This window comes from Nonomuraea sp. NPDC049750 (assembly GCF_040659625.1).
Classification (GTDB): domain Bacteria; phylum Actinomycetota; class Actinomycetes; order Streptosporangiales; family Streptosporangiaceae; genus Nonomuraea.
On the sequence record NZ_JBFANB010000008.1, the window covers coordinates 359,419 to 378,018 of the forward strand.

The following is an 18,600-nucleotide window of genomic DNA, read 5'->3' on the forward strand; positions in this document are numbered from 1 at the left end:
AAGTTCTGTTCAGGGTCGAGGCCGGCGGGCGTGGAACACGAACGCCGGAGGCGCGTTGCGCCACACCGTACGGCCCCGCACGACCTCCTCGAACCGCTCGGCCAGCAGCGCCCGGAAGCGGCGCGCCGAGCTCAGCGGGACGGCGTGGATGTAGGAGAAGGTGGTGAACGCCCCCGCCGGGCTCAGTGTCGCGGCCAGCGCGCCGAGCAGCCCGCGCTGCAGGTCCTCCGGGAAGGCCGCCCAGGGCAGCCCGCTGACCACCACATCCGCCTGCCGCAGGCCACGCTCGCTGAGCAGCCGGCGCAGGTCGGTCGCGTCGTCGTTCGCGACGTCCACGGTGGGGAACCGCTCGGCCAGCAACGCCGCCAGAGACTGGTTGACCTCCACGGCCAGGTGGTGGCCGCGCCCGCCCAGCCGGCGCTGGATCTCGGCGGTGAAGGGCCCCGTACCAGGGCCGAGTTCGACCACGGTCGGCTCGCCGCGTTCCGGCACCGGCGCGCAGACCGCCGCCGCGAGCCACCGTGAGCTGGGCGCGAGCGCCCCGATGGTGGCCGGAGCGCGCAGGAACTGGCCGAGGAACATTGCGGTGTCATTGGGCATACCACAAACGTAAGGGAGTTCTCGCCCCGATTTCGTCCCCCCAAGGGACGAAGCCGCGGCCACTTGGAGGAGACCGCCTCCTCCGCCGGGAGGAGCTGCGGTCAGACCGGCGAGTGTGCGGCACCCGGATACCGTTGGCGCATGCGATGGCGTGGAGTGCCGCTCGACCTTGTGCTCGCGGCCGCGGGGACCGCTCTCGACGTGTTGCTGTCGGCCAAGGGCGGCGGCTCCGCGCTGCTGCCGGGCAACGAGGTGATCCCGATGGCCGTGGGCGTGGGCGCACCCATGGGCCTGGTCCGGCGCGCGCCCCTGGCGGTGAGCCTCTACCTGGCCGCCTTCCTCGTCTTCACCGACCAGGTGGGGTCGTTCACCTCCAACACCGCCCAGATGCTGCTCTGCGTCTCCGTCGGCCTGGTCGCCTACCGCTCGGGCCGACGGTCGACCTGCCTGGCGCTGGGCGTGGCCATCGCCGCGACCGCGGTCAACCTGGCCGACCCGGGCATCGCGTTCACCACGAACGCGTGGATGTACTCCGTGCTCGTCCCCGCCCTGCCCGTCCTCATCGGCGCCTACCTGCGCGGCCCCGCCGGGCGGCTGAAGGACGCCGACCTCACCCCGGACGTGCTGCTGGCCGGCGGCGGAGTGGCCTTCACGGTGCTGAGCACCTGGACCGACTGGCACAACGGCAGCCAGCCGGTCTGGGTCGTGGGACTGCTCGCGGTACTGGGCGGGCTCTCCCTCGGCGTCGCGCGGCGCTTTCCCGGACTGGTGTTCATGTTCCAGAGCGTGCTGCTGATCGCCGCCGACCAGTATCTCAACGACACGGTCACCACCTGCCTGATCCTGACGCTGATCGCGCTGTGCGTGTTCGCGATGCGGATCGCCTCCTGGGCCTGGATCACGGTCACCTACGTGACCTGCACCATGCTCGCCTCGATCGCGATCGTCCAGGACTCGACCGAGGTCACCGCCTTCCGCGTCGCCGTCCTGATGGCCCTGGTGACCACACCCGTCGCGATCGGCCGCTACCTGGGCGTACGGCAGGCGGCCGCCGAGGCCGAAGGGCTGCGGCTGCGCGAGTCGGCGCGGCTGGCGGTCGCCCAGGTACGCGCCGACCAGCTCCTCGAGCGCGAGAACATCGCCCGCGAGGTGCACGACATCGTGGCCCACCACGTGGGCGCGATGGTCCTGCGCGCCGGCGCCGCCCGCTACGCCGCCCCCGAGGGGCCGGTCGCCGACGCGCTGGCCGACATCCGCGAGACCGGCCACCAGGCGCTTGAGGATCTGCGCGGGCTGCTCGACGTGCTGCGCGACCCCGGCCGCCGCCCTGACATGGCCGCCGACCCCGCGGCCCTCATACGCGAGTCCGCCGAGCGGATGACCGCCGCCGGCCTCCAGGTAGAGCTGGAGCTCGACCCCGCCACCGCGCACGCTCCCCTCGTGGCCCGCGCCTCCGCGGCCCGCATCGTCCAGGAAGGTCTCACGAACGTGCTCAAGCACGCCGGCCCCGGCACTCAGGTGAGTGTCGCCGTCACCTCCGCCGGCCAAGGGCTGACCGTACACATACGCAACGGCTCCCCGCCCACCACCATCGAACGCCTGCCCTCGTCCGGCCGCGGCCTGGCCGGCATGCGCGAGCGCGTCCGCGCGCTCGGCGGCACGCTGACCGCGGGCCTGGACCAGGACGGCGGCTGGCTGCTCACCGCGACCATGCCCACCGCCGCCCCGCACATCACTGAGCCGCACGCCACCGAGTACGTGATCGCGCGCACGGGGTGCGTCACCGAGCGCTTCACCGGCGGCCTCACGGGAGGTGGCGCGTGATCCGCGTGCTGGTCGCCGACGACCAGGCGCTGGTACGCGCGGGCGTGCGCATGCTCCTGCAGGTCACGGGCGACATGGAGGTCGTGGCCGAGGCCGTGGACGGCGCGGAGGCCGTACGCCTGGCCGACCTCCACCTGCCCGACGTGATCCTGATGGACCTGCGCATGCCCAGGGTCGACGGGCTGGAGGCGAGCAGGCGGATCCTGCTGGCGCGGCCGGCGGCCAGGATCGTCGTGCTCACCACGTTCGCCGAGGACTCCAACGTCTACGCCGCCCTGCGCGCGGGCGCCGTCGGCTTCCTGGTCAAGGACGACGAGCCAGAACGCATGGTCGACGCCGTACGCAGGGCCGCGACCGGCGAGCAGCTCCTGGCCCCCTCCGTGCTGCGCCGGGTGGTCGCCCGCTTCCTGGCCGCCGAGGAGGCGGCGAGCGTACCGGTCCCCGCCGGGCTCACCGACCGCGAGCTGGAGGTGCTGGCGCTGGTCGGCACCGGCCTGTCCAACGCGGAGATCGCCGAAGAGCTGGGCGTCGGCGTCACCACGGTCAAGTCCCACGTCGCCGCCGCCATGGACAAGCTGGGGCTGCGCAACCGGATCCAGGCCGCCGTCGTCGCCTACCGCACCGGCCTGGTGGACGCGGCGTTCCGCCCGGTACACCACCCCTTGCGCCAGCCCCTCCGCCACTCCCGCGGCGGCCCTCCGGGTGACCCCCTGAGCTGACCCGCGCGCTGGTCGAGGCCCTTGACCCGCGCGCTGTTCCGAGGTTGCCGAGGTCCCAGTTGCCGCCGCCGTCCGCTCGGGGTCGTTCGGGGTCGCCGGGGTCTCGGTCGCGGTCGTCCGCCGTTAGGGTCAACGGTGTGTACGTGAAGATCTGCGGGTTGAGCGAGCCCGAGCACGTGGCGGCCGCCGTCGAGGCGGGCGCCGACGCCATCGGCTTCGTGCTGACCCGAAGCCCTCGTCAGGTGCCCCCCGAGCGGGCCGCCGAGCTGGCCGCGGCGGTCCCCGCCCACGTCCTCACGGTCGGCGTGTTCCGCGGCGAGACCCCTGAGGCCGTCCGCGCCGCCACGCTCGCCTCCGGGGTGCGCGGCGTCCAGCTGCACGGCCGGCATCCGCACGGCGACTTCACCGCGCTGAAGGATCTCGGCCACACCCTGGTCAGGGCCGTCGACGCCGAGGCCGACCTGCGCTGCGGCGCCTACGACGAGGACCTGCTCATCGTCGACGCGCCCCGCCCCGGCTCCGGCGAGCCCTGGGACTGGGCGGCGGTACGCGGTCGCCCCTCGGGGCGCTGGCTGCTCGCGGGCGGCCTCGACCCGTCCAACGTCGCCCAGGCCGTCGCCGCCGCGGCGCCTTGGGGCGTGGACGTGTCCAGCGGGGTCGAGGTGGCGCCCGGGGTGAAGGACTCCGACCTCATCAGACGCTTCATCACGGCGGCCCGCCCATGACCGGCGGTTTCGGCGGTGCGGATGCCGGGTCTCAGGGTGACTTCGCCCGTAGCGTCGCCTTCACGCACGACTTCACCCGGCGGAAGGCCGGGCGGACCGTCGAGGTGCCCGGCGGATTCGCCGTCCTCAACGACCGCTACCCCGGCTCGTACGACGACAACAAGCTCGTCATCTGGTCCGGCGACGATCCCGGCGCGGCGCTGAAGGCGGCCGACCAGGTGCTCGCCGGGCACGCCCACCGGCTGGTCAATATCGACGACGACCGCCTGGGCCGGGCGTACGCGCCCGCCTTCGAGGCCGCGGGCTACACGCACGAGACGAACCTGGTCATGGTCTTCCGCGGTGAGTTCCCGCACGACGCGGCACCCGTGGAGCACCTCGACCTGCCCGCGCTGCTGCCCACGCTCCGGGCCGGCTGGCGCGAGACCCTGCCCGAGGCCACCGCCGACGTGATCGACCAGCTCGCCAGGCGCGTGGAGGAGCGGCTACGCGGCGCCGACACGGTGGGCTTCCGCGGCGTACGGACCGAGGACGGCGAACTCGCCGCCCGAGCCGACATCTACCGGAACGGCGCCGTCACACAGATCGAGGACCTCTACACGGGGGACCGCCACCGGGGCCGGGGGCACGCCCGCACGTTGATGAGGGCGCTGCTCGCCGAGGCGGCCGGCAGCGAGCTGGTGTTCCTGCTGGCCGACGCCGCCGACTGGCCCAAGGACTTCTACGAACGGCTCGGCTTCGAGCAGGTAGGCCGCACCCACAGCTTCCTCCGCGCCTGACCGCCCGACCCCGGCCGATCATGCGGTACAACCCGGGGCGGTGCGGCTTGGCGCCGGAGATCAGTCGCAGGTCTTGGGTAGGCAGACGAGAGCCGGAGGGGTCAGACGAGGGTCTTGGGGCGGTGACGGGTGGTGAGGCCGAGGGTCAGGGTCAGGGCCGTCACGCCGAGGTAGGCCACTCCCGCCACCACCGCCGCCCCATGCAGCCCGCCGATGAAGCGGGGCCCGCCGGGAGCGCCCGCCATCGCGCCGAAGACCGCGACGCCTATCGCGCCGCCCGCCTGCCGGGCGGTGTTGTTGATCGCGCTCACCAGCCCCTCCCTGCCAGGCGGTGGGTCGCTCATGGCCAGGGCGACCACGCTCGGCGTCAGCAGCGCCGTGCCGAGTCCGATGACGGCCAGCGCCGGGAGCAGCACCAGGTACGACGTGGCCGGTCGTACCAGGAGCAGCAGCCCCATGCCCGCCGCCAGGACCACCAGCCCGGCGACCATGACGGGACGCGGCCCGTACCGGCCGGCCAGGCGCCCGAACGGGGCGGCCAGCAGCGCCAGCGGCACGAACAGCGGCAGCAGCGCCGCGCCCGCCGTCATCGGGGACAGCCGTAGCACGCCCTGGAGGTACAGGGTGATCAGCAGCATCATGCCGTTGATCCCGAAGTTCATGGTCGCCGAGCCGATCGTGCCGACCGCGATCGAGGGGCGCCGCAGCAGCCCCAGCGGCAGCATCGGCTCCTGCCGACGGCTCTCGATCACCACGAACGCGGCCAGCAGCGCCGCGGCGACCGCGAACAGCCGCCAGTCGGGCCCGTCACGCCCCGCCTGGATCACCGCGTACGTCAGGACCAGCAGCGTCCCCGCGCCTGTCACGGTGCCCGGCAGGTCGATCGGCCGGCGCTCGGGCTCGTCGGCCGGAGCGACCCGGAGGACGGCCACGAAGATGATCAGGATGATCGGCACATTGATGGCGAAGATCGACGGCCAGCCGAACGCCTGGATCAGCACCCCGCCGAGCAGCGGCCCGGCGGGCAGGGCCGCGCTGCCCACCGCGGCCCAGACCCCGATGGCCCTGGCCCGTTCCCGCTCGCCGGGGAAGGTCCGGGTGATGACCGCCAGCGTGCCCGGCAGGAGCAGCGCGGCGCCCACGCCCTGCACCGCCCGCGCCGCCACCAGGGCCCCGACGCCGGGCGCGAGCGCGCAGCCCGCCGACGCCACGCCGAACAGGGCGAACCCCGCCAGCACCACCCGCCGGTGTCCGAAGCGGTCGCCCAGCGTGCCGCCCGTCAGCAGCAGCCCGGCCAGCGCGATCTGGTAGCCGTCGACCACCCACTGCAGGTCGGCGAGCCCGGCGTGCCGGCCGGCCGCGATGGACGGCAGCGCCACGTTCACGATGGTCACGTCCAGCAGGACGACGAACAGACCCGCGCACATCACGATCAGGATGTTCCGCTTCATCCGCTACACCTGCGCGGTGAGGGCCGACGCTAACCTCTCGCGACGCGCCGATCCGTGTGGCGTCGCCCAGAGAGCCGCGGAGGAGCAGCCGAGAGAGCCGCGGGCAGTGCCAGCGGGAAAGTCGCCGGGAAGGTCGTCGGGAGTGCCGCCAGGTCGCCGGGAGTGCCGCCGGGAAGGACGAGCCGCTGCCTACCCCGCTGCGGGGAAAGCCGACGCAGTAGGGTCGGCAGCGTGAGCGAAACTTCCGCCGAGGATCGGATCTGGACGGTTCCGAACCTGCTGAGCTTCCTGCGCCTCCTCGGCGTCCCTGTCTTCCTCTGGCTGGTGTTGGGACCCAAGGCGGACGCCTGGGCGATCCTCGTGCTCGCGGTCGCCGGATTCACCGACTGGCTGGACGGCAAGATCGCTCGCGCCTTCAACCAGATGAGCAGGCTCGGCCGGATCATCGACCCGGCCGCCGACAAGCTCTATGTCTTCGCCACGATCCTGGCGCTGCTGGTGCGCGACGTCATTCCGTGGTGGCTGGTGGCGATCATCCTGGGTCGCGAACTCTTCGTCGCGTGTTTCTTTCCCGTACTTCGGAAGAGCGGGTACAAGGCACTTCAAGTGCATTTCCTGGGCAAGGCCGCCATGTTCAACCTGATGTACGCCTTCCCTCTGCTCTTCCTTGCCTCCCACACTGGGTGGTATGCCGATATAGCACGAATTGTCGGGTGGGCCTTTGCGCTCTGGGGAACGGGCCTGTACTGGTGGTCGGGGGTGCTGTATGGGGTACAGGTACGACGGCTCGTAACCGCGGCCAAGGAGGAGTGATCGGGTGAAGGCGGTCGTCATGGCGGGTGGAGAGGGCACTCGGCTGCGTCCGATGACGGCCAACCAGCCCAAACCCCTGCTGCCCGTGGTCAACCGCCCGATCATGGAGCACGTGCTGCGCCTGCTCAAACGGCACAGCATCACCGAGACCGTGGTCACCCTCCAGTTCCTGGCCGCGCTCGTGCGCAACTACTTCGGCGACGGCGACGAACTCGGCATGAGCCTGCAATACGCCACCGAGGACGTTCCGCTGGGCACGGCGGGCAGCGTGAAGAACGCCGCGGCCCGCCTGCGTGACGACCGATTCCTGGTGATCTCCGGCGACGCCCTGACCGATATCGATTTGTCGGATATGGTCCGTTTTCATCGTGAAAATTCGGCGCTTGTCACTATCGGGTTGAAACGGGTGCCCAACCCCCTCGAGTTCGGCATCGTGATCGTCGACGAGGGCAACCGGGTCCAGCGCTTCCTGGAGAAGCCCACCTGGGGGCAGGTCTTCTCCGACACCGTCAACACCGGCATCTACATCATGGAGCCCGAGGTCCTCGACGCGGTCGCCTCGGGAGAGCCCGTCGACTGGTCGGCTGACGTCTTCCCCACCCTGCTGGAGCGCGGCGCCCCCATCTTCGGCTACGTCGCCGAGGGCTACTGGGAGGACGTCGGCACCCACGAGAGCTACCTCAAGGCCCAGGCCGACGCCCTGTCCGGCCGGGTCGCCGTGGACATCGGCGGCTTCGAGGTCTCGCCGGGCGTCTGGGTGGCCGAGTCGGCCTCGGTCGACCCCGACGCGGTGCTCAAGGGCCCGCTGCTCGTCGGCGCGTACGCCAAGGTCGAGGCCGGCGCCGAGCTGCGCGAGTACACCGTGCTCGGCAACAACACGGTCGTGCGCGAAGGCGCCTTCCTGCACCGGGCGGTCGTCCACGACAACGTCTACCTGGGCCCCGGCAGCCACCTGCGCGGCTGCGTGATCGGCAAGAGCACCGACGTGATGGCCGGGGCCCGCATCGAGGAGAACGCCGTCATCGGTGACGAGTGCGTCATCGAGCCCGAGGCGTACGTCTCCAGCGGCGTCAAGGTCTACCCGTTCAAGACCATCGAGGCCGGCGCCGTCGTCAACACCAGCGTCATCTGGGAGTCGCGCGGCCAGCGCAGCCTGTTCGGCCCCCGCGGCGTCAGCGGCCTGGTCAACGTGGAGATCACCCCCGAGCTGTGCGTACGGCTGGCCAGCGCGTACGCCACCACCCTGAAGAAGGGCGAGCACGTCGTCACCTCGCGCGACTCCTCGCTGGCCGCCAGGGCGCTGAAGCGGGCCGTGATCGGCGCGCTCAACGCCAGCGCCATCAACGTCCTCGACCTGGAGGCCGCGCCGCTGCCGGTGGCCCGCTTCCACACGGCCAGGGAGTCGGCCGCGGGCGGCATCGCGCTGCGCACCACCGCCGGCGACCCGCAGAGCATCGACATCGTCATCATGGACGACCGCGGCGCCGACCTGCCCCCGGCCGCCCAGCGCAAGCTGGAGCGCGTCTTCTCCCGCCAGGAGTTCCGGCGCGCCTTCCCCGGCGAGATCGCCGAGCTGCGCTTTCCCGCCAGGGCGGTCGAGGACTACGCGTACGAACTGCTGCGCTGCGTAGACATGACCGGCATCAGGGACATGAAGGTCGTCGTCGACTGCGCCGGAGGGACCTCCGCGCTGGTCCTGCCCACGCTGCTGGGCCGCCTCGGCGTCGACGTGCTCACCGTGAACGCCCGCCTGGACGACATCTCGCCCACGGAGACGTTCGCCGAGCGCCGCAGGGACCTGCAGCGCCTGTCGGAGCTCGTGAGCTCCTCCAGGGCGGCCTTCGGGGTGCGGTTCGACCCCGTGGGGGAGCGCATCGCGCTGGTGGACGAGATGGGCCAGCTGATCGGCGAGGAGCGGGCCCTGCTCGTCGTGCTCGACCTGATCGCCGCCGAGCGCAGGACCGGCCGCGTGGCGCTGCCCGTCACCACCACCAGGGTCGCCGAGCAGGTCTGCCGCTTCCACGGCGTGCAGGTGCGCTGGACCTCCACGGCGGTCGACGCCCTGACCTCGGCCGCGGTGGACGAAGACATGATCTTCGCGGGCGACGGCAGGGGCGGCTTCGTGGTGCCCGAGTTCGGTCCGGCGATCGACGGAGTGGCGGCGTTCATGCGGCTGCTCGGCCTGGTCGCCCGCACCCGGCTCTCGCTCAGCCAGATCGACGCGCGCATCCCCGAGGCCAAGCTGCTCAAACGTACGGTGCCGACCCCGTGGGCGGCCAAGGGCGCCGTCATGCGCTCGGTCATCGAGGCCGCCGAGGCCGAGCCGGACGGCTGCCGCGTCGACACCACCGACGGGGTGCGGGTGGCCGCCGAGGACGGGAGCTGGGTGCTGATCCTGCCCGCCGCCACCGAACCGGTCACCGATCTGTGGGCCGAGGCCGCCGACGTGGACACCGCGCAGTCGCTCCTGGAGCACTGGGCCCGCGTGGTCGAGGAGGCGGCCTCCTGAGCCTCGGAGCCGAAATCGATACGGCAATCCGCATGGAATCATCACGCAGAGTGACACTGGCGGATCGGTGGCGGCGGAACGTACAAGATCGTAATGTTAGAACGCGCGGCGGCATGGACCTTGGGGCTCGGGCGGCGGTAACTTTGTCACCGTCCGAACCCGTCGTCCAGCGCCCCGCCTTGACCTTTGCCGCTGATCAGCGTAAGTTGCGGCATTCGCAAACTTGAAGAGCGAAGCGAGGCGCGCCCAGATCCCCGTTGCCGCGTCTTCGCGGTAGGAGGCCGAGCCGATCGATGCCGAGCGTCTACTGCACGCAGTGCGGGCACGCCAACCCCGAGGATGCCCGTTTCTGTTCCCGTTGTGGGTCACCGCTGACCAGAACCGAGGTCGCCGGGGACACCACATCGACGATCTCTGTCGCGGGAATCGAGGCGTACGAGGCTGAGACCGGTGACATGCTCCTCGCCGAGCGCGCGCTGGTGGAGCAACTGCCGCCTGGCACGGCGTTGCTCACGGTGACCAGGGGGCCCAACGCCGGGAGCCGTTTCCGCCTCGACAAGGACCTCACCACCACGGGGCGCCATCCCGAGAGTGACATCTTCCTGGACGACATCACGGTCTCCCGGCGGCATGTGGAGTTCTACCGCCTTCGCGGCGGCCAGTTCTCCGTGCGCGACGTGGGCAGCCTCAACGGCACCTACGTCAACCGGGAGCGCATCGAGGAGGTGCCGTTGCACTCCGGTGACGAGGTGCAGATCGGCAAGTTCCGCCTCGTCTTCCTGATGCGGACCGCCGCCGGCGCATGAGCGAGCCCAGCGAGCGACCGATAGTCACAGCGTTCATGCGGCTCACGGAGGAAGCCGCATGAGCGCGCAGGCGGCACGCTCGCACATGAGCATCGGGGAGGTGCTCGCCATGCTCCAGGGCGAGTTCCCCGATGTGTCGATCTCCAAGATCCGCTTCTTGGAGGGCGAGGGGCTCATCGAGCCGGAGCGCAGCCCGTCGGGCTACCGCAAGTTCACCCACCTGCACGTCGAGCAGCTCCGCTACATCCTCACCGAGCAGCGCGACCACTACCTGCCGCTGCGGGTGATCAAGGACAAGATGGCCGAGCACTTCGGCCGCCCGCGTGCCGTGAGCGAGCGGCCGGAGACGCGGGAGGTGCGGCTGAGCCGCGCCGAGCTGCTGGAGGCGGCCGGGCTCGACGAGGACACCCTGGCCGAGCTCGAGGACTACGGGCTGCTCTCGGCGACGGCCAGGCGCTACGACGAGGAGGCGCTCAACGTGGCGCGCAGCGTCGGCGCCCTGGCCCGGTTCGGCCTGCACGCCCGGCATCTGCGCGCGGTCAAGGCCGCGGCCGAGCGCGAGTGCGGTCTGGTGGAGCAGACGGTCGCGCCCATACTCAAACGCCGGGCCCCAGGGGCCATCGGAGAGGCCGACGAGGCCGCGAGGGAGCTGTCGGCGCTGCTGCTCGACCTGCACGCCGCTCTGGTGCGTACAGGCGTGCGAACCGTTCTAGGCCGATGACCGGACCAGCGGGACATACAAGGCCCCTCGGGTGTTACGTTGAAATGCAGAAGCGGACCGGCTCAATAGCTGTGCCGGGGTCGCCGACCAGTCGAATATGGAGCAGCCCGTGTTGCAGATGGAGGTCGTGGGCGTCCGCGTAGAGATGCCTACAAATCAGCCGATCGTCTTGCTCAAGGAGGCACACGGGGAGAGGTTCCTGCCGATTTGGATTGGGATGACCGAAGCCACGGCCATCGCTCTGGCCCAAGCGGAGGAGCCTCCAGCCCGGCCACTGACGCACGACCTGTTCAGGGACGTGCTGAGCGCTCTTGGCGTGGGCCTGCGCGCGGTCAACATCGTCGCCCTGCGTGACGGTATCTTCTTCGCCGACCTGGTGTTCTCCAACGGCGTCGAGGTGAGCGCGCGGCCCTCCGACTCGATCGCGCTCGCCTTGCGCACCGGAGCACGAATCTTCGCCAGTGAGGAGGTCGTCCAGGAAGCCGGGGTGATCATCCCCGACGACCAAGAGGACGAGGTGGAGAAGTTCAGGGAGTTCCTTGACACGATCACCCCCGAGGACTTTGGCCGGGCGGGGTAGGTATTTCAGTGCATTTACGCTTCACGACGCGCCGAGCGGGATCGTTGACTGCGCATGGTCACGGTCCTACGGTGCAAGTGAAACCCATGGCCGCGCTTTTACGAACCCCCAGATCAGGCCATGGGATGAGAGAAAGCCGGAGGTCCGCGTGGCGGTCAGCAGCGGCGAGGGAAAGACGGCCGGCCAGGAAGATCCGGTGCGGCGTGAGAGTGCGCGGCAGCGTGCCGGAGAGCAGGGCCTGCTCTTCGACGAGCAGCCCACGACACTGCCGAGTGACATCGGATACCGCGGCCCGACGGCGTGCGCGGCGGCCGGCATCACCTACCGGCAGCTCGACTACTGGGCGCGCACGGAGCTGGTCCAGCCGACGATAAGAGCCGCGCACGGCTCGGGCTCCCAACGGCTCTACAGCTTCCGCGACATCCTGGTGCTCAAGGTCGTCAAGCGGCTCCTCGACACCGGAGTCTCCCTCCAGCAGATCCGTACGGCCGTACAACACCTGCGTGACCGCGGGGTCGGCGACCTCGCGCAGATCACGCTCATGAGCGACGGCGTCAGCGTCTACGAGTGCACCTCGGCCGACGAGGTGATCGATCTGCTCCAGGGCGGTCAGGGCGTGTTCGGCATCGCGCTCGGCCGGGTCTGGCGCGAGGTCGAGGGCTCCCTCGCGGAGCTGCCGGGGGAAAGGGCGGCGGTCGAGGACAGCGTCCCGGCCGACCACCCCGCTGACGAGCTGGCCCAGCGGCGACGGTCGCGCCGCATAGGGTAGCAATCCGGTAGTAACCTTAGAGCGCAAGGCTGACGACCCCCTGCGGGAGAGTCCCGGGCTGGTCCCGGGGCGCCGAAGGAGCAACCCTCCCCGGAATCTCTCAGGCACCCGTACCGCTCGGGGTAGGCAACTCTGGAAAGCAGGCACGCCCGCCAGGCGCGCCTCACCGACGGTGCAAGCCCTCATGGGGGTGAAGCTCTCAGGTCGCCATGACAGAGGGGGAGATCCGGCACTCGCCCGCGCCCAGGCGCCGGTCTCCATAGCCCTCGGGAGGCACCTTCCATGACCGATCTGTCAGCTCCGCCGTTCTCGACCCGGCACATCGGCCCGTCCGAATCCGAGCAGCAGCGCATGCTCGAGGCCGTGGGTTTCGAGTCCGTGGCCGACCTGGTGGCGGTGGCCGTCCCCGAGTCCATCAGGATCAAGGACCGCCTCGCGCTGCCCGCCGCGGCCAGCGAGACCGAGGTCATCGCCGAACTGCGGGCCATCGCGGACCGCAACCGGGTGCTCACCTCGATGATCGGCCTGGGCTACCACGACACGATCACCCCGGCGGTGATCCGCCGCAACCTGCTGGAGAACCCGGGCTGGTACACCGCCTACACCCCCTACCAGCCGGAGATCTCGCAGGGCCGCCTGGAGGCGCTGCTCAACTTCCAGACCGTCGTCTCCGACCTGACCGGCCTCGACGTCGCCGGCGCCTCCCTGCTCGACGAGAGCACGGCCGCCGCCGAGGCGATGACACTGGCCAGGCGCGCGGGCAAGTCCAAGAGCGACGTGTTCGTCGTCGACGCCGACGCGCTGCCCCAGACCAAGGCGGTGCTGGCCACCCGCGCCGAGCCGCTGGGCATCACGCTGGTCGAGGACACGCTCGACGGCGAGCTGCCCGAGTGCTTCGGCGTGCTCGTCCAATACCCGGGCGCCTCCGGCCGGCTGCGCGACTTCCGCGCCGTGGCCGAGCGGGCGCACGCCGCGGGCGCGCTGGTCGTGGCCGCCGCCGACCTGCTCGCGCTGACCCTGGTCACCGCGCCGGGCGAGCTCGGCGCCGACATCGCGATCGGCTCCTCGCAGCGCTTCGGCGTGCCGTTCGGCTTCGGCGGGCCGCACGCCGCCTACATGTCCGTACGCGAAGGACTGCAGCGGCAGATGCCCGGCCGCCTCGTGGGCGTCTCCGTCGACGCCGACGGCGCGCCCGCCTACCGGCTGGCCCTGCAGACCCGCGAGCAGCACATCAGGCGGGAGAAGGCCACCAGCAACATCTGCACCGCGCAGGTCCTGCTGGCCGTCATCGCCGGCATGTACGCCGTCTACCACGGGCCCGAGGGGCTGCGCCGCATCGCCGGCCGCGTGCACCGGCACGCCGCCGCGCTGGCCGAGTGCCTGCGCCGCGGCGGCGTCGAGGTCGTACACCGGGAGTTCTTCGACACCGTGCTGGCCAGGGTGCCCGGCCGGGCCGCCGAGGTCGTCCGGCAGGCCGCCGAGCGCGGCGTCAACGTGTGGCAGGCCGACGTCGACCACGTCTCCGTCGCCTGCGACGAGAAGACCACCGCGGCCGACCTCGAGCAGGTCGCCGCCGCCTTCGGCGTCAGCGGGCCGGTGGCCGGCCTCCTCGCCGACGACGGGCTGGACACGCTGCCCGCCGCGTTGACGCGGGAGTCCGGCTACCTCACCCACCCCGTCTTCCACAGTCACCACTCCGAGACCGCGATGCTGCGCTACCTGCGCAGGCTCCAGGACAAGGACATCGCCCTCGACCGGTCCATGATCCCGCTCGGCTCCTGCACGATGAAGCTCAACGCGACCACCGAGATGGAGCCCATCACCTGGCCGGAGTTCGCCGGGATCCACCCCTTCGCGCCCGACGGGCAGGCCGCGGGCTACCGCCACCTCATCGAGACCCTGGAGGAGTGGCTGGCCGAGGTGACCGGCTACGACGCGGTCTCCATCCAGCCGAACGCCGGGTCCCAGGGGGAGTTCGCCGGGCTGCTCGCGATCCGGGCCTACCACCACGACCACGGCGACGAGCACCGCGACATCTGCCTCATCCCCTCCTCCGCGCACGGCACGAACGCGGCCAGCGCCGTCATGGCCGGTATGCGCGTCGTGGTCGTGGCCTGCGACACCGAGGGCAACGTGGACCTGGCCGACCTCGACGCCAAGATCGACAAGCACCGCGACGCGCTGGCCGCGATCATGCTCACCTACCCCTCGACGCACGGTGTCTTCGAGGAGACGATCACCGAGGTCTGCGCCAAGGTGCACGACGCGGGCGGCCAGGTCTACGTCGACGGGGCCAACCTCAACGCCCTGGTCGGGCTGGCCAAGCCGGGTGAGTTCGGCGCCGACGTCTCCCACCTCAACCTGCACAAGACCTTCTGCATCCCGCACGGCGGCGGCGGCCCCGGCGTCGGCCCGGTCGCGGTCCGCGGCCACCTGGCCGCCTACCTGCCGGGCCACCCGCTGCGCCCCGGCTCACCGGTCGGCGCGGTCTCGGCGGCCCCGTACGGCTCGGCGGGCATCCTGCCGATCTCCTGGGCGTACGTCAGGATGATGGGCGGCGACGGCCTGGCCGCGGCCACCGAGCAGGCGATCCTGTCGGCCAACTACCTCGCCCGGCGGCTGGCCCCGCACTACCCGGTGCTCTACACCGGGCGCGGCGGCCTGGTGGCCCACGAGTGCATCGTCGACCTGCGGCAGATCACCAAGGAGACCGGCGTCACGGTCGACGACGTGGCCAAGCGGCTCATCGACTACGGCTTCCACGCCCCGACCATGTCCTTCCCGGTCGCCGGCACGCTGATGATCGAGCCGACCGAGAGCGAGGACCTGGCCGAACTCGACCGGTTCGTGGACGCGATGGTGGCCATCAGGGGCGAGATCGCGCGGGTCGCCTCGGGCGCCTACGACCGGGCCGACAACCCGCTGCGCAACGCCCCGCACACCGCCGAGGCCGTCGCGGCCGACGAGTGGGCCCATCCCTACAGCCGTACCGAGGCGGTCTACCCGCTGCCGTCGCTGCGGGAGGGCAAGTACTGGGTGCCGGTGCGGCGCATCGACCAGGCTTACGGCGACCGCAACCTGGTCTGCTCGTGCCCGCCGCTGGAGGCCTACGAGGACTGACCTGGCTTGTCGCGTCCGCGATAGCTCCGGGCGCTACGTCCGTAACTGAGCTGGCTGTCGCATTCGCGACTGATCCGGCTGTTGTGTCCGGGACTGACCCGCACGTCGCGTTCGCGGGACCGTGGCCCTCTCCACCGCGTAACCGTGGCCCTCTCCGTCCGCTGTGCTCGGACGGGGAGGGCTACGTCCGTTTTCCGGGATTTTTTCCCGCCACCCAGGCTGAACGTGGCCAGTGAGAAGACATGATCACCGGAACTCGTTAGGCTCTGTCCGACCGTCGCCTAAGGAGCTCTCTTGACGTTCTCAGAGCTGCAGGTCCCGCCTCTCGACACCGCTCGCCGCCTGGCCGAGCACGGTGACCTCGACGGCGCGGCGGCCATACTCAGCGAGCTGGCCGCCGACCCCGAGGAGCCCGACCGGGCGCAGGCCGCCGTGGGCCTGGCCGTGGTGCTCGACGAGCGGGGCGACCCGGAGGGAGCCCGAGCGGCCGCCCGGGTCGCGCTGGCCACCGGGCATCCGGAGTTCGCCGCTCAGGCGGCCTGTCACCTCGCGCAGGGCTTCGAGCGCGAGGGCCGCGCCGAGCAGGCCAGGGGGGCGTGGCAGGCGGTCCTGGGCGTCGGCACCGCCGCCTACCTCCCGCTGGCGCGTCTCGCCCTGGCCCGGCTGGCCGTGCTGGCCGGCGACTACGACGAGGCGGAGAACGAGCTGCGGGCCGCGCTGGCCGCCGCCGGGCCGGACGACGTGGGCGCGCACGCCGCGCAGCAGCTGGCCGAGCTGCTGCTGGAGCGGGGCGAGCCGGGGGAGGCGGCCGAGGTGCTGCTGGAGGCGCTCGAGGTGGCCCCCCAAGACGAGGTGGCCCGGCTGCGGGTGCAGCTCGGCATCGCGCACCTGGAGCTCGCCTGCGCTGAGTTCGCGGGGGCGGTGGAGGACGGCGGTGACGCGCCGACGAGCGGGCTGGCCATCGAGCTGCTGGCCAGGACCCTGCCGCTGCGTGGCCGCGTCGACGACGCGGGCCGCGTCTGGACGTACGGGCTGGAGCACGAGGACGAGACGCTGGCCGCGGAGGTGCGCCTGCGCTACGACCGCGACACCTGACCGACCTCCCCGCCTCGCGAGCGGCTCCAGGACGCCCGCGACACCTGACCGACCTACCCGCCCCGCGAGCGCCTTCAGGACGCCCGCGCCCGCCTGCCGCTCCATCCGCCGGTGCTACGCGGTCGGTGAAGTCCCCCTCGCCGACCACCTCGCCACGGACCGGTCAGTCCGCCGCCAACGGCTCCGTGTGGGGCTGGGCTTCCTGAGTCGCCGCCCAGGAGGCGAGCAGGCGCAGGCCCTCTTCGGAGGGTGAGCCGGGTTCGGCGGTGTAGATGGTGAGGGTGAGACTGGGGTCGGCGACCATCTGCAAGCCCTCGAAGGCGAGGGTGAGCTTTCCGACGATGGCGTGGTCGAAGCGTTTGGTTCCGGTGCCGTGCCGGCGGACGTTGTGCGCGCCCCAGCGGGTGCGGAACTCATCGCTGCGGGTCGACAGTTCGCCGACGAGGTCGTGGAGCTCTTTGTCGTGGGGGTTGCGGCCGGCTTCGGTGCGCAGCATGGCCACGCACATGTCCGCGAAGGGACCCCAGTCCGGGTAGAAGCGGCGCGAGGCCGGGTCGAGGAACGCGAACCGGGCCAGGTTCTCCTGATTGGCCGGGGAGGCGTACAGGTCGGCGAAGAACGCGCGGGCGAACTGGTTGACGGCGAGCACGTCCATACGGCTGTTCTGCACGAAGGCGGGTCCGGCGGTGATCGCGTCCAGCGTCCACTGCAGGCTGCGATGGAGCGTCTGCGGCCGGGCGGCGCGGCGCCGGGGGCGGGTCAGGACGTCCGAGCCGTCGGCGGTCTGGGCCAGGTGCAGGAGGTGGGCGCGCTCGGCGTCGTCGAGCCGCAGGGCGCGGGCGAGGGCTTCGAGCACCGCCGCGCAGGCGCCGGCGAGGTTGCCTCGTTCGAGCTTGGCGTAGTACTCGGCGCTCAGGTCGGCCAGGGCCGCGACCTCACCGCGGCGCAGACCGGGGACGCGCCGCCGGGATCCGGCGATCAGGCCGGCCTGCTCCGGGGTGATCTTAGCTCGCCGCGAGGTGAGGAACTCGCGGACCTCGTCACGATTGTCCACACCTCGACCGTACGGCCTCGTGCGGGGGCGGTGCCGTCCGTCGCCGGATCGGGTACTGCTGGGCGCGTCGTGCGATGGCCACGGCGGCGGCGTCATGGCGGCTGGCCTTGCGAGTCCCGCTGGTCAGCGGGCGCTGCCAGTGCTGGGCTCCCCACCGGGAGGTGTAGGCGGGATCCACCGCGATGATCGCGATACCGGCGCCTTCGGCCATGGAAGTGAGCCGGGCTTTCAGCTTGCCGGTGGGCATGCCGGAGATGAGCCGCCGGAACCGCTTGTTGCGGCCGTGCTTTTCGCGGGTCTTCTCCGCGGCGAAGTCGAGGTCTTCCACCGCGATGGCGTGCACCCCGCACTCCCGGGCCCAGTGCAGCAGTCGGGTGATGGCGTGCCGGACCTGGGCGTCGCGGTGACTGGCGGCGCCGGACAGGTCGTAGCCGAAATGGCGCGGGTCGCCGATCGGATTGCCGTGCACGTCCAGCCGCCAGGCGGCGAGATGGTCGGCGTTGGTGTCTATCCCGATCACCCCGCCGGCGAGCGCCGCCTGGAGCGGGATGGTCGGGGTCGGTTGATGCTGCCAGGAGGCGGTCAGATACCAGCGGCCGCTGTCTCGCCGGTTGCGGGCCCCACCTGGGTGGATGTCCAGGTGGATGCGGCAGGCGACGGCCTGGTTGGCCTCGATGCGGTCGGCCCACTCCTGGCCGCGGTGCGCGAAACGCACCCGCGCCGACAGCACGTAGCGGCTATGGGCGGCGTTGGCCAGGTGAGCCAGCGGGGCCGGGAGTTTGATCGAAACTTGGCCGTCGGGGGTGAGGCGGATGGTCTCGTTGCCGTAGCGCTTGCCCGACTCGCCATCGGCCTGCAGAAACCACCGCTCGGCCTGCCACCGCTCGCGCCACTGCGTTTCGCTGAGATGGGCGGCGGCCAGCTGATGGCGGGCGTTGAGCAGTCGCTTGCCACCCCGTACGATGTGCACCCGTCCGGCCTCGAAGTCGGCCCGCTCCCGCTCCAGCCGGTCGGACAGCACGTGCAGGCGACGCT

General features: G+C 71.5%; 16 protein-coding genes and 1 riboswitch. Of the genes, 12 read left to right on the forward strand and 4 right to left on the reverse strand.

All coding sequences use genetic code 11. The features are described from left to right. Window positions 1-9: 9 nt before the first annotated feature. A complete protein-coding gene (locus AB0J16_RS23765; RefSeq protein ID WP_358543015.1) occupies window positions 10-600 on the reverse strand; it encodes a methyltransferase domain-containing protein in 591 nt (196 codons plus the stop codon). Window positions 601-741: 141 nt separating this feature from the next. Between AB0J16_RS23765 and AB0J16_RS23770 the strand changes: the two genes are divergently transcribed. From AB0J16_RS23770 to AB0J16_RS23785, 4 genes are all read left to right on the forward strand, one after another. Further along, window positions 742-2,424 carry a histidine kinase gene (locus tag AB0J16_RS23770; RefSeq protein ID WP_358543018.1) on the forward strand — a complete coding sequence of 561 codons (1,683 nt, stop codon included), beginning with the start codon at window positions 742-744 and terminating at the stop codon, window positions 2,422-2,424. Beyond that, window positions 2,421-3,143, forward strand: a complete 723-nt coding sequence (locus AB0J16_RS23775; protein WP_358543021.1) for a response regulator transcription factor — start codon at window positions 2,421-2,423, stop codon at window positions 3,141-3,143. The genes AB0J16_RS23770 and AB0J16_RS23775 overlap by 4 nt, the downstream gene beginning before the upstream one ends. Before the next feature lie 137 nt (window positions 3,144-3,280). Continuing rightward, window positions 3,281-3,868: a phosphoribosylanthranilate isomerase gene (locus tag AB0J16_RS23780; RefSeq protein WP_358543023.1), complete on the forward strand. Its 588-nt coding sequence runs from the start codon at window positions 3,281-3,283 to the stop codon at window positions 3,866-3,868. After that, the gene (locus AB0J16_RS23785; RefSeq protein WP_358543026.1) at window positions 3,865-4,647 is read left to right on the forward strand and encodes a GNAT family N-acetyltransferase; all 783 of its coding nucleotides are present in this window, start codon (window positions 3,865-3,867) and stop codon (window positions 4,645-4,647) included. Before AB0J16_RS23780 ends, AB0J16_RS23785 begins: the two co-directional genes overlap by 4 nt. Before the next feature lie 101 nt (window positions 4,648-4,748). Here the strand turns inward: AB0J16_RS23785 and AB0J16_RS23790 are convergent, their stop codons facing one another. Further along, window positions 4,749-6,098, reverse strand: coding sequence for an MFS transporter (locus tag AB0J16_RS23790; RefSeq protein WP_358543028.1), 1,350 nt, complete (start codon window positions 6,096-6,098; stop codon window positions 4,749-4,751). A 231-nt stretch (window positions 6,099-6,329) separates the two neighbouring features. Here AB0J16_RS23790 and AB0J16_RS23795 point away from each other — a divergent pair, with 231 nt between their 5' ends. The 8 genes from AB0J16_RS23795 (at window position 6,330) to AB0J16_RS23830 (ending at window position 16,511) form a co-directional block, all read left to right on the forward strand. Then, window positions 6,330-6,911 (forward strand): CDP-alcohol phosphatidyltransferase family protein, encoded by a 582-nt coding sequence (locus AB0J16_RS23795; RefSeq protein ID WP_357953009.1) that lies wholly within the window; start codon window positions 6,330-6,332, stop codon window positions 6,909-6,911. A 4-nt stretch (window positions 6,912-6,915) separates the two neighbouring features. After that, window positions 6,916-9,420: a mannose-1-phosphate guanyltransferase gene (locus AB0J16_RS23800; protein ID WP_358543030.1), complete on the forward strand. Its 2,505-nt coding sequence runs from the start codon at window positions 6,916-6,918 to the stop codon at window positions 9,418-9,420. Window positions 9,421-9,713: 293 nt separating this feature from the next. After that, window positions 9,714-10,226 (forward strand): FHA domain-containing protein, encoded by a 513-nt coding sequence (locus AB0J16_RS23805; RefSeq protein ID WP_358543032.1) that lies wholly within the window; start codon window positions 9,714-9,716, stop codon window positions 10,224-10,226. A gap of 58 nt (window positions 10,227-10,284) precedes the next feature. After that, window positions 10,285-10,947, forward strand: coding sequence for a MerR family transcriptional regulator (locus AB0J16_RS23810; protein ID WP_358543035.1), 663 nt, complete (start codon window positions 10,285-10,287; stop codon window positions 10,945-10,947). Window positions 10,948-11,056: 109 nt separating this feature from the next. Beyond that, window positions 11,057-11,527, forward strand: coding sequence for a bifunctional nuclease family protein (locus AB0J16_RS23815; RefSeq protein WP_214634355.1), 471 nt, complete (start codon window positions 11,057-11,059; stop codon window positions 11,525-11,527). Window positions 11,528-11,675: 148 nt separating this feature from the next. After that, entirely contained in the window at window positions 11,676-12,296 is a 621-nt protein-coding gene (locus AB0J16_RS23820) for a MerR family transcriptional regulator (protein ID WP_358543038.1), read from the forward strand. Between the two features lie 33 nt (window positions 12,297-12,329). After that, a riboswitch (glycine riboswitch) is annotated at window positions 12,330-12,422 on the forward strand. A 156-nt stretch (window positions 12,423-12,578) separates the two neighbouring features. After that, entirely contained in the window at window positions 12,579-15,416 is a 2,838-nt protein-coding gene (gene gcvP, locus AB0J16_RS23825; protein ID WP_358543041.1) for an aminomethyl-transferring glycine dehydrogenase, read from the forward strand. Window positions 15,417-15,710: 294 nt separating this feature from the next. Continuing rightward, entirely contained in the window at window positions 15,711-16,511 is an 801-nt protein-coding gene (locus AB0J16_RS23830) for a tetratricopeptide repeat protein (RefSeq protein ID WP_358543044.1), read from the forward strand. A gap of 163 nt (window positions 16,512-16,674) precedes the next feature. Here AB0J16_RS23830 and AB0J16_RS23835 read toward each other — a convergent pair whose 3' ends face one another. Continuing rightward, window positions 16,675-17,565, reverse strand: coding sequence for a helix-turn-helix transcriptional regulator (locus AB0J16_RS23835; RefSeq protein WP_358543047.1), 891 nt, complete (start codon window positions 17,563-17,565; stop codon window positions 16,675-16,677). Then, window positions 17,552-18,600: IS200/IS605 family accessory protein TnpB-related protein (locus AB0J16_RS23840; protein ID WP_358543050.1), on the reverse strand; the 1,049-nt coding region annotated here is incomplete at its 5' end. The genes AB0J16_RS23840 and AB0J16_RS23835, both read right to left, overlap by 14 nt.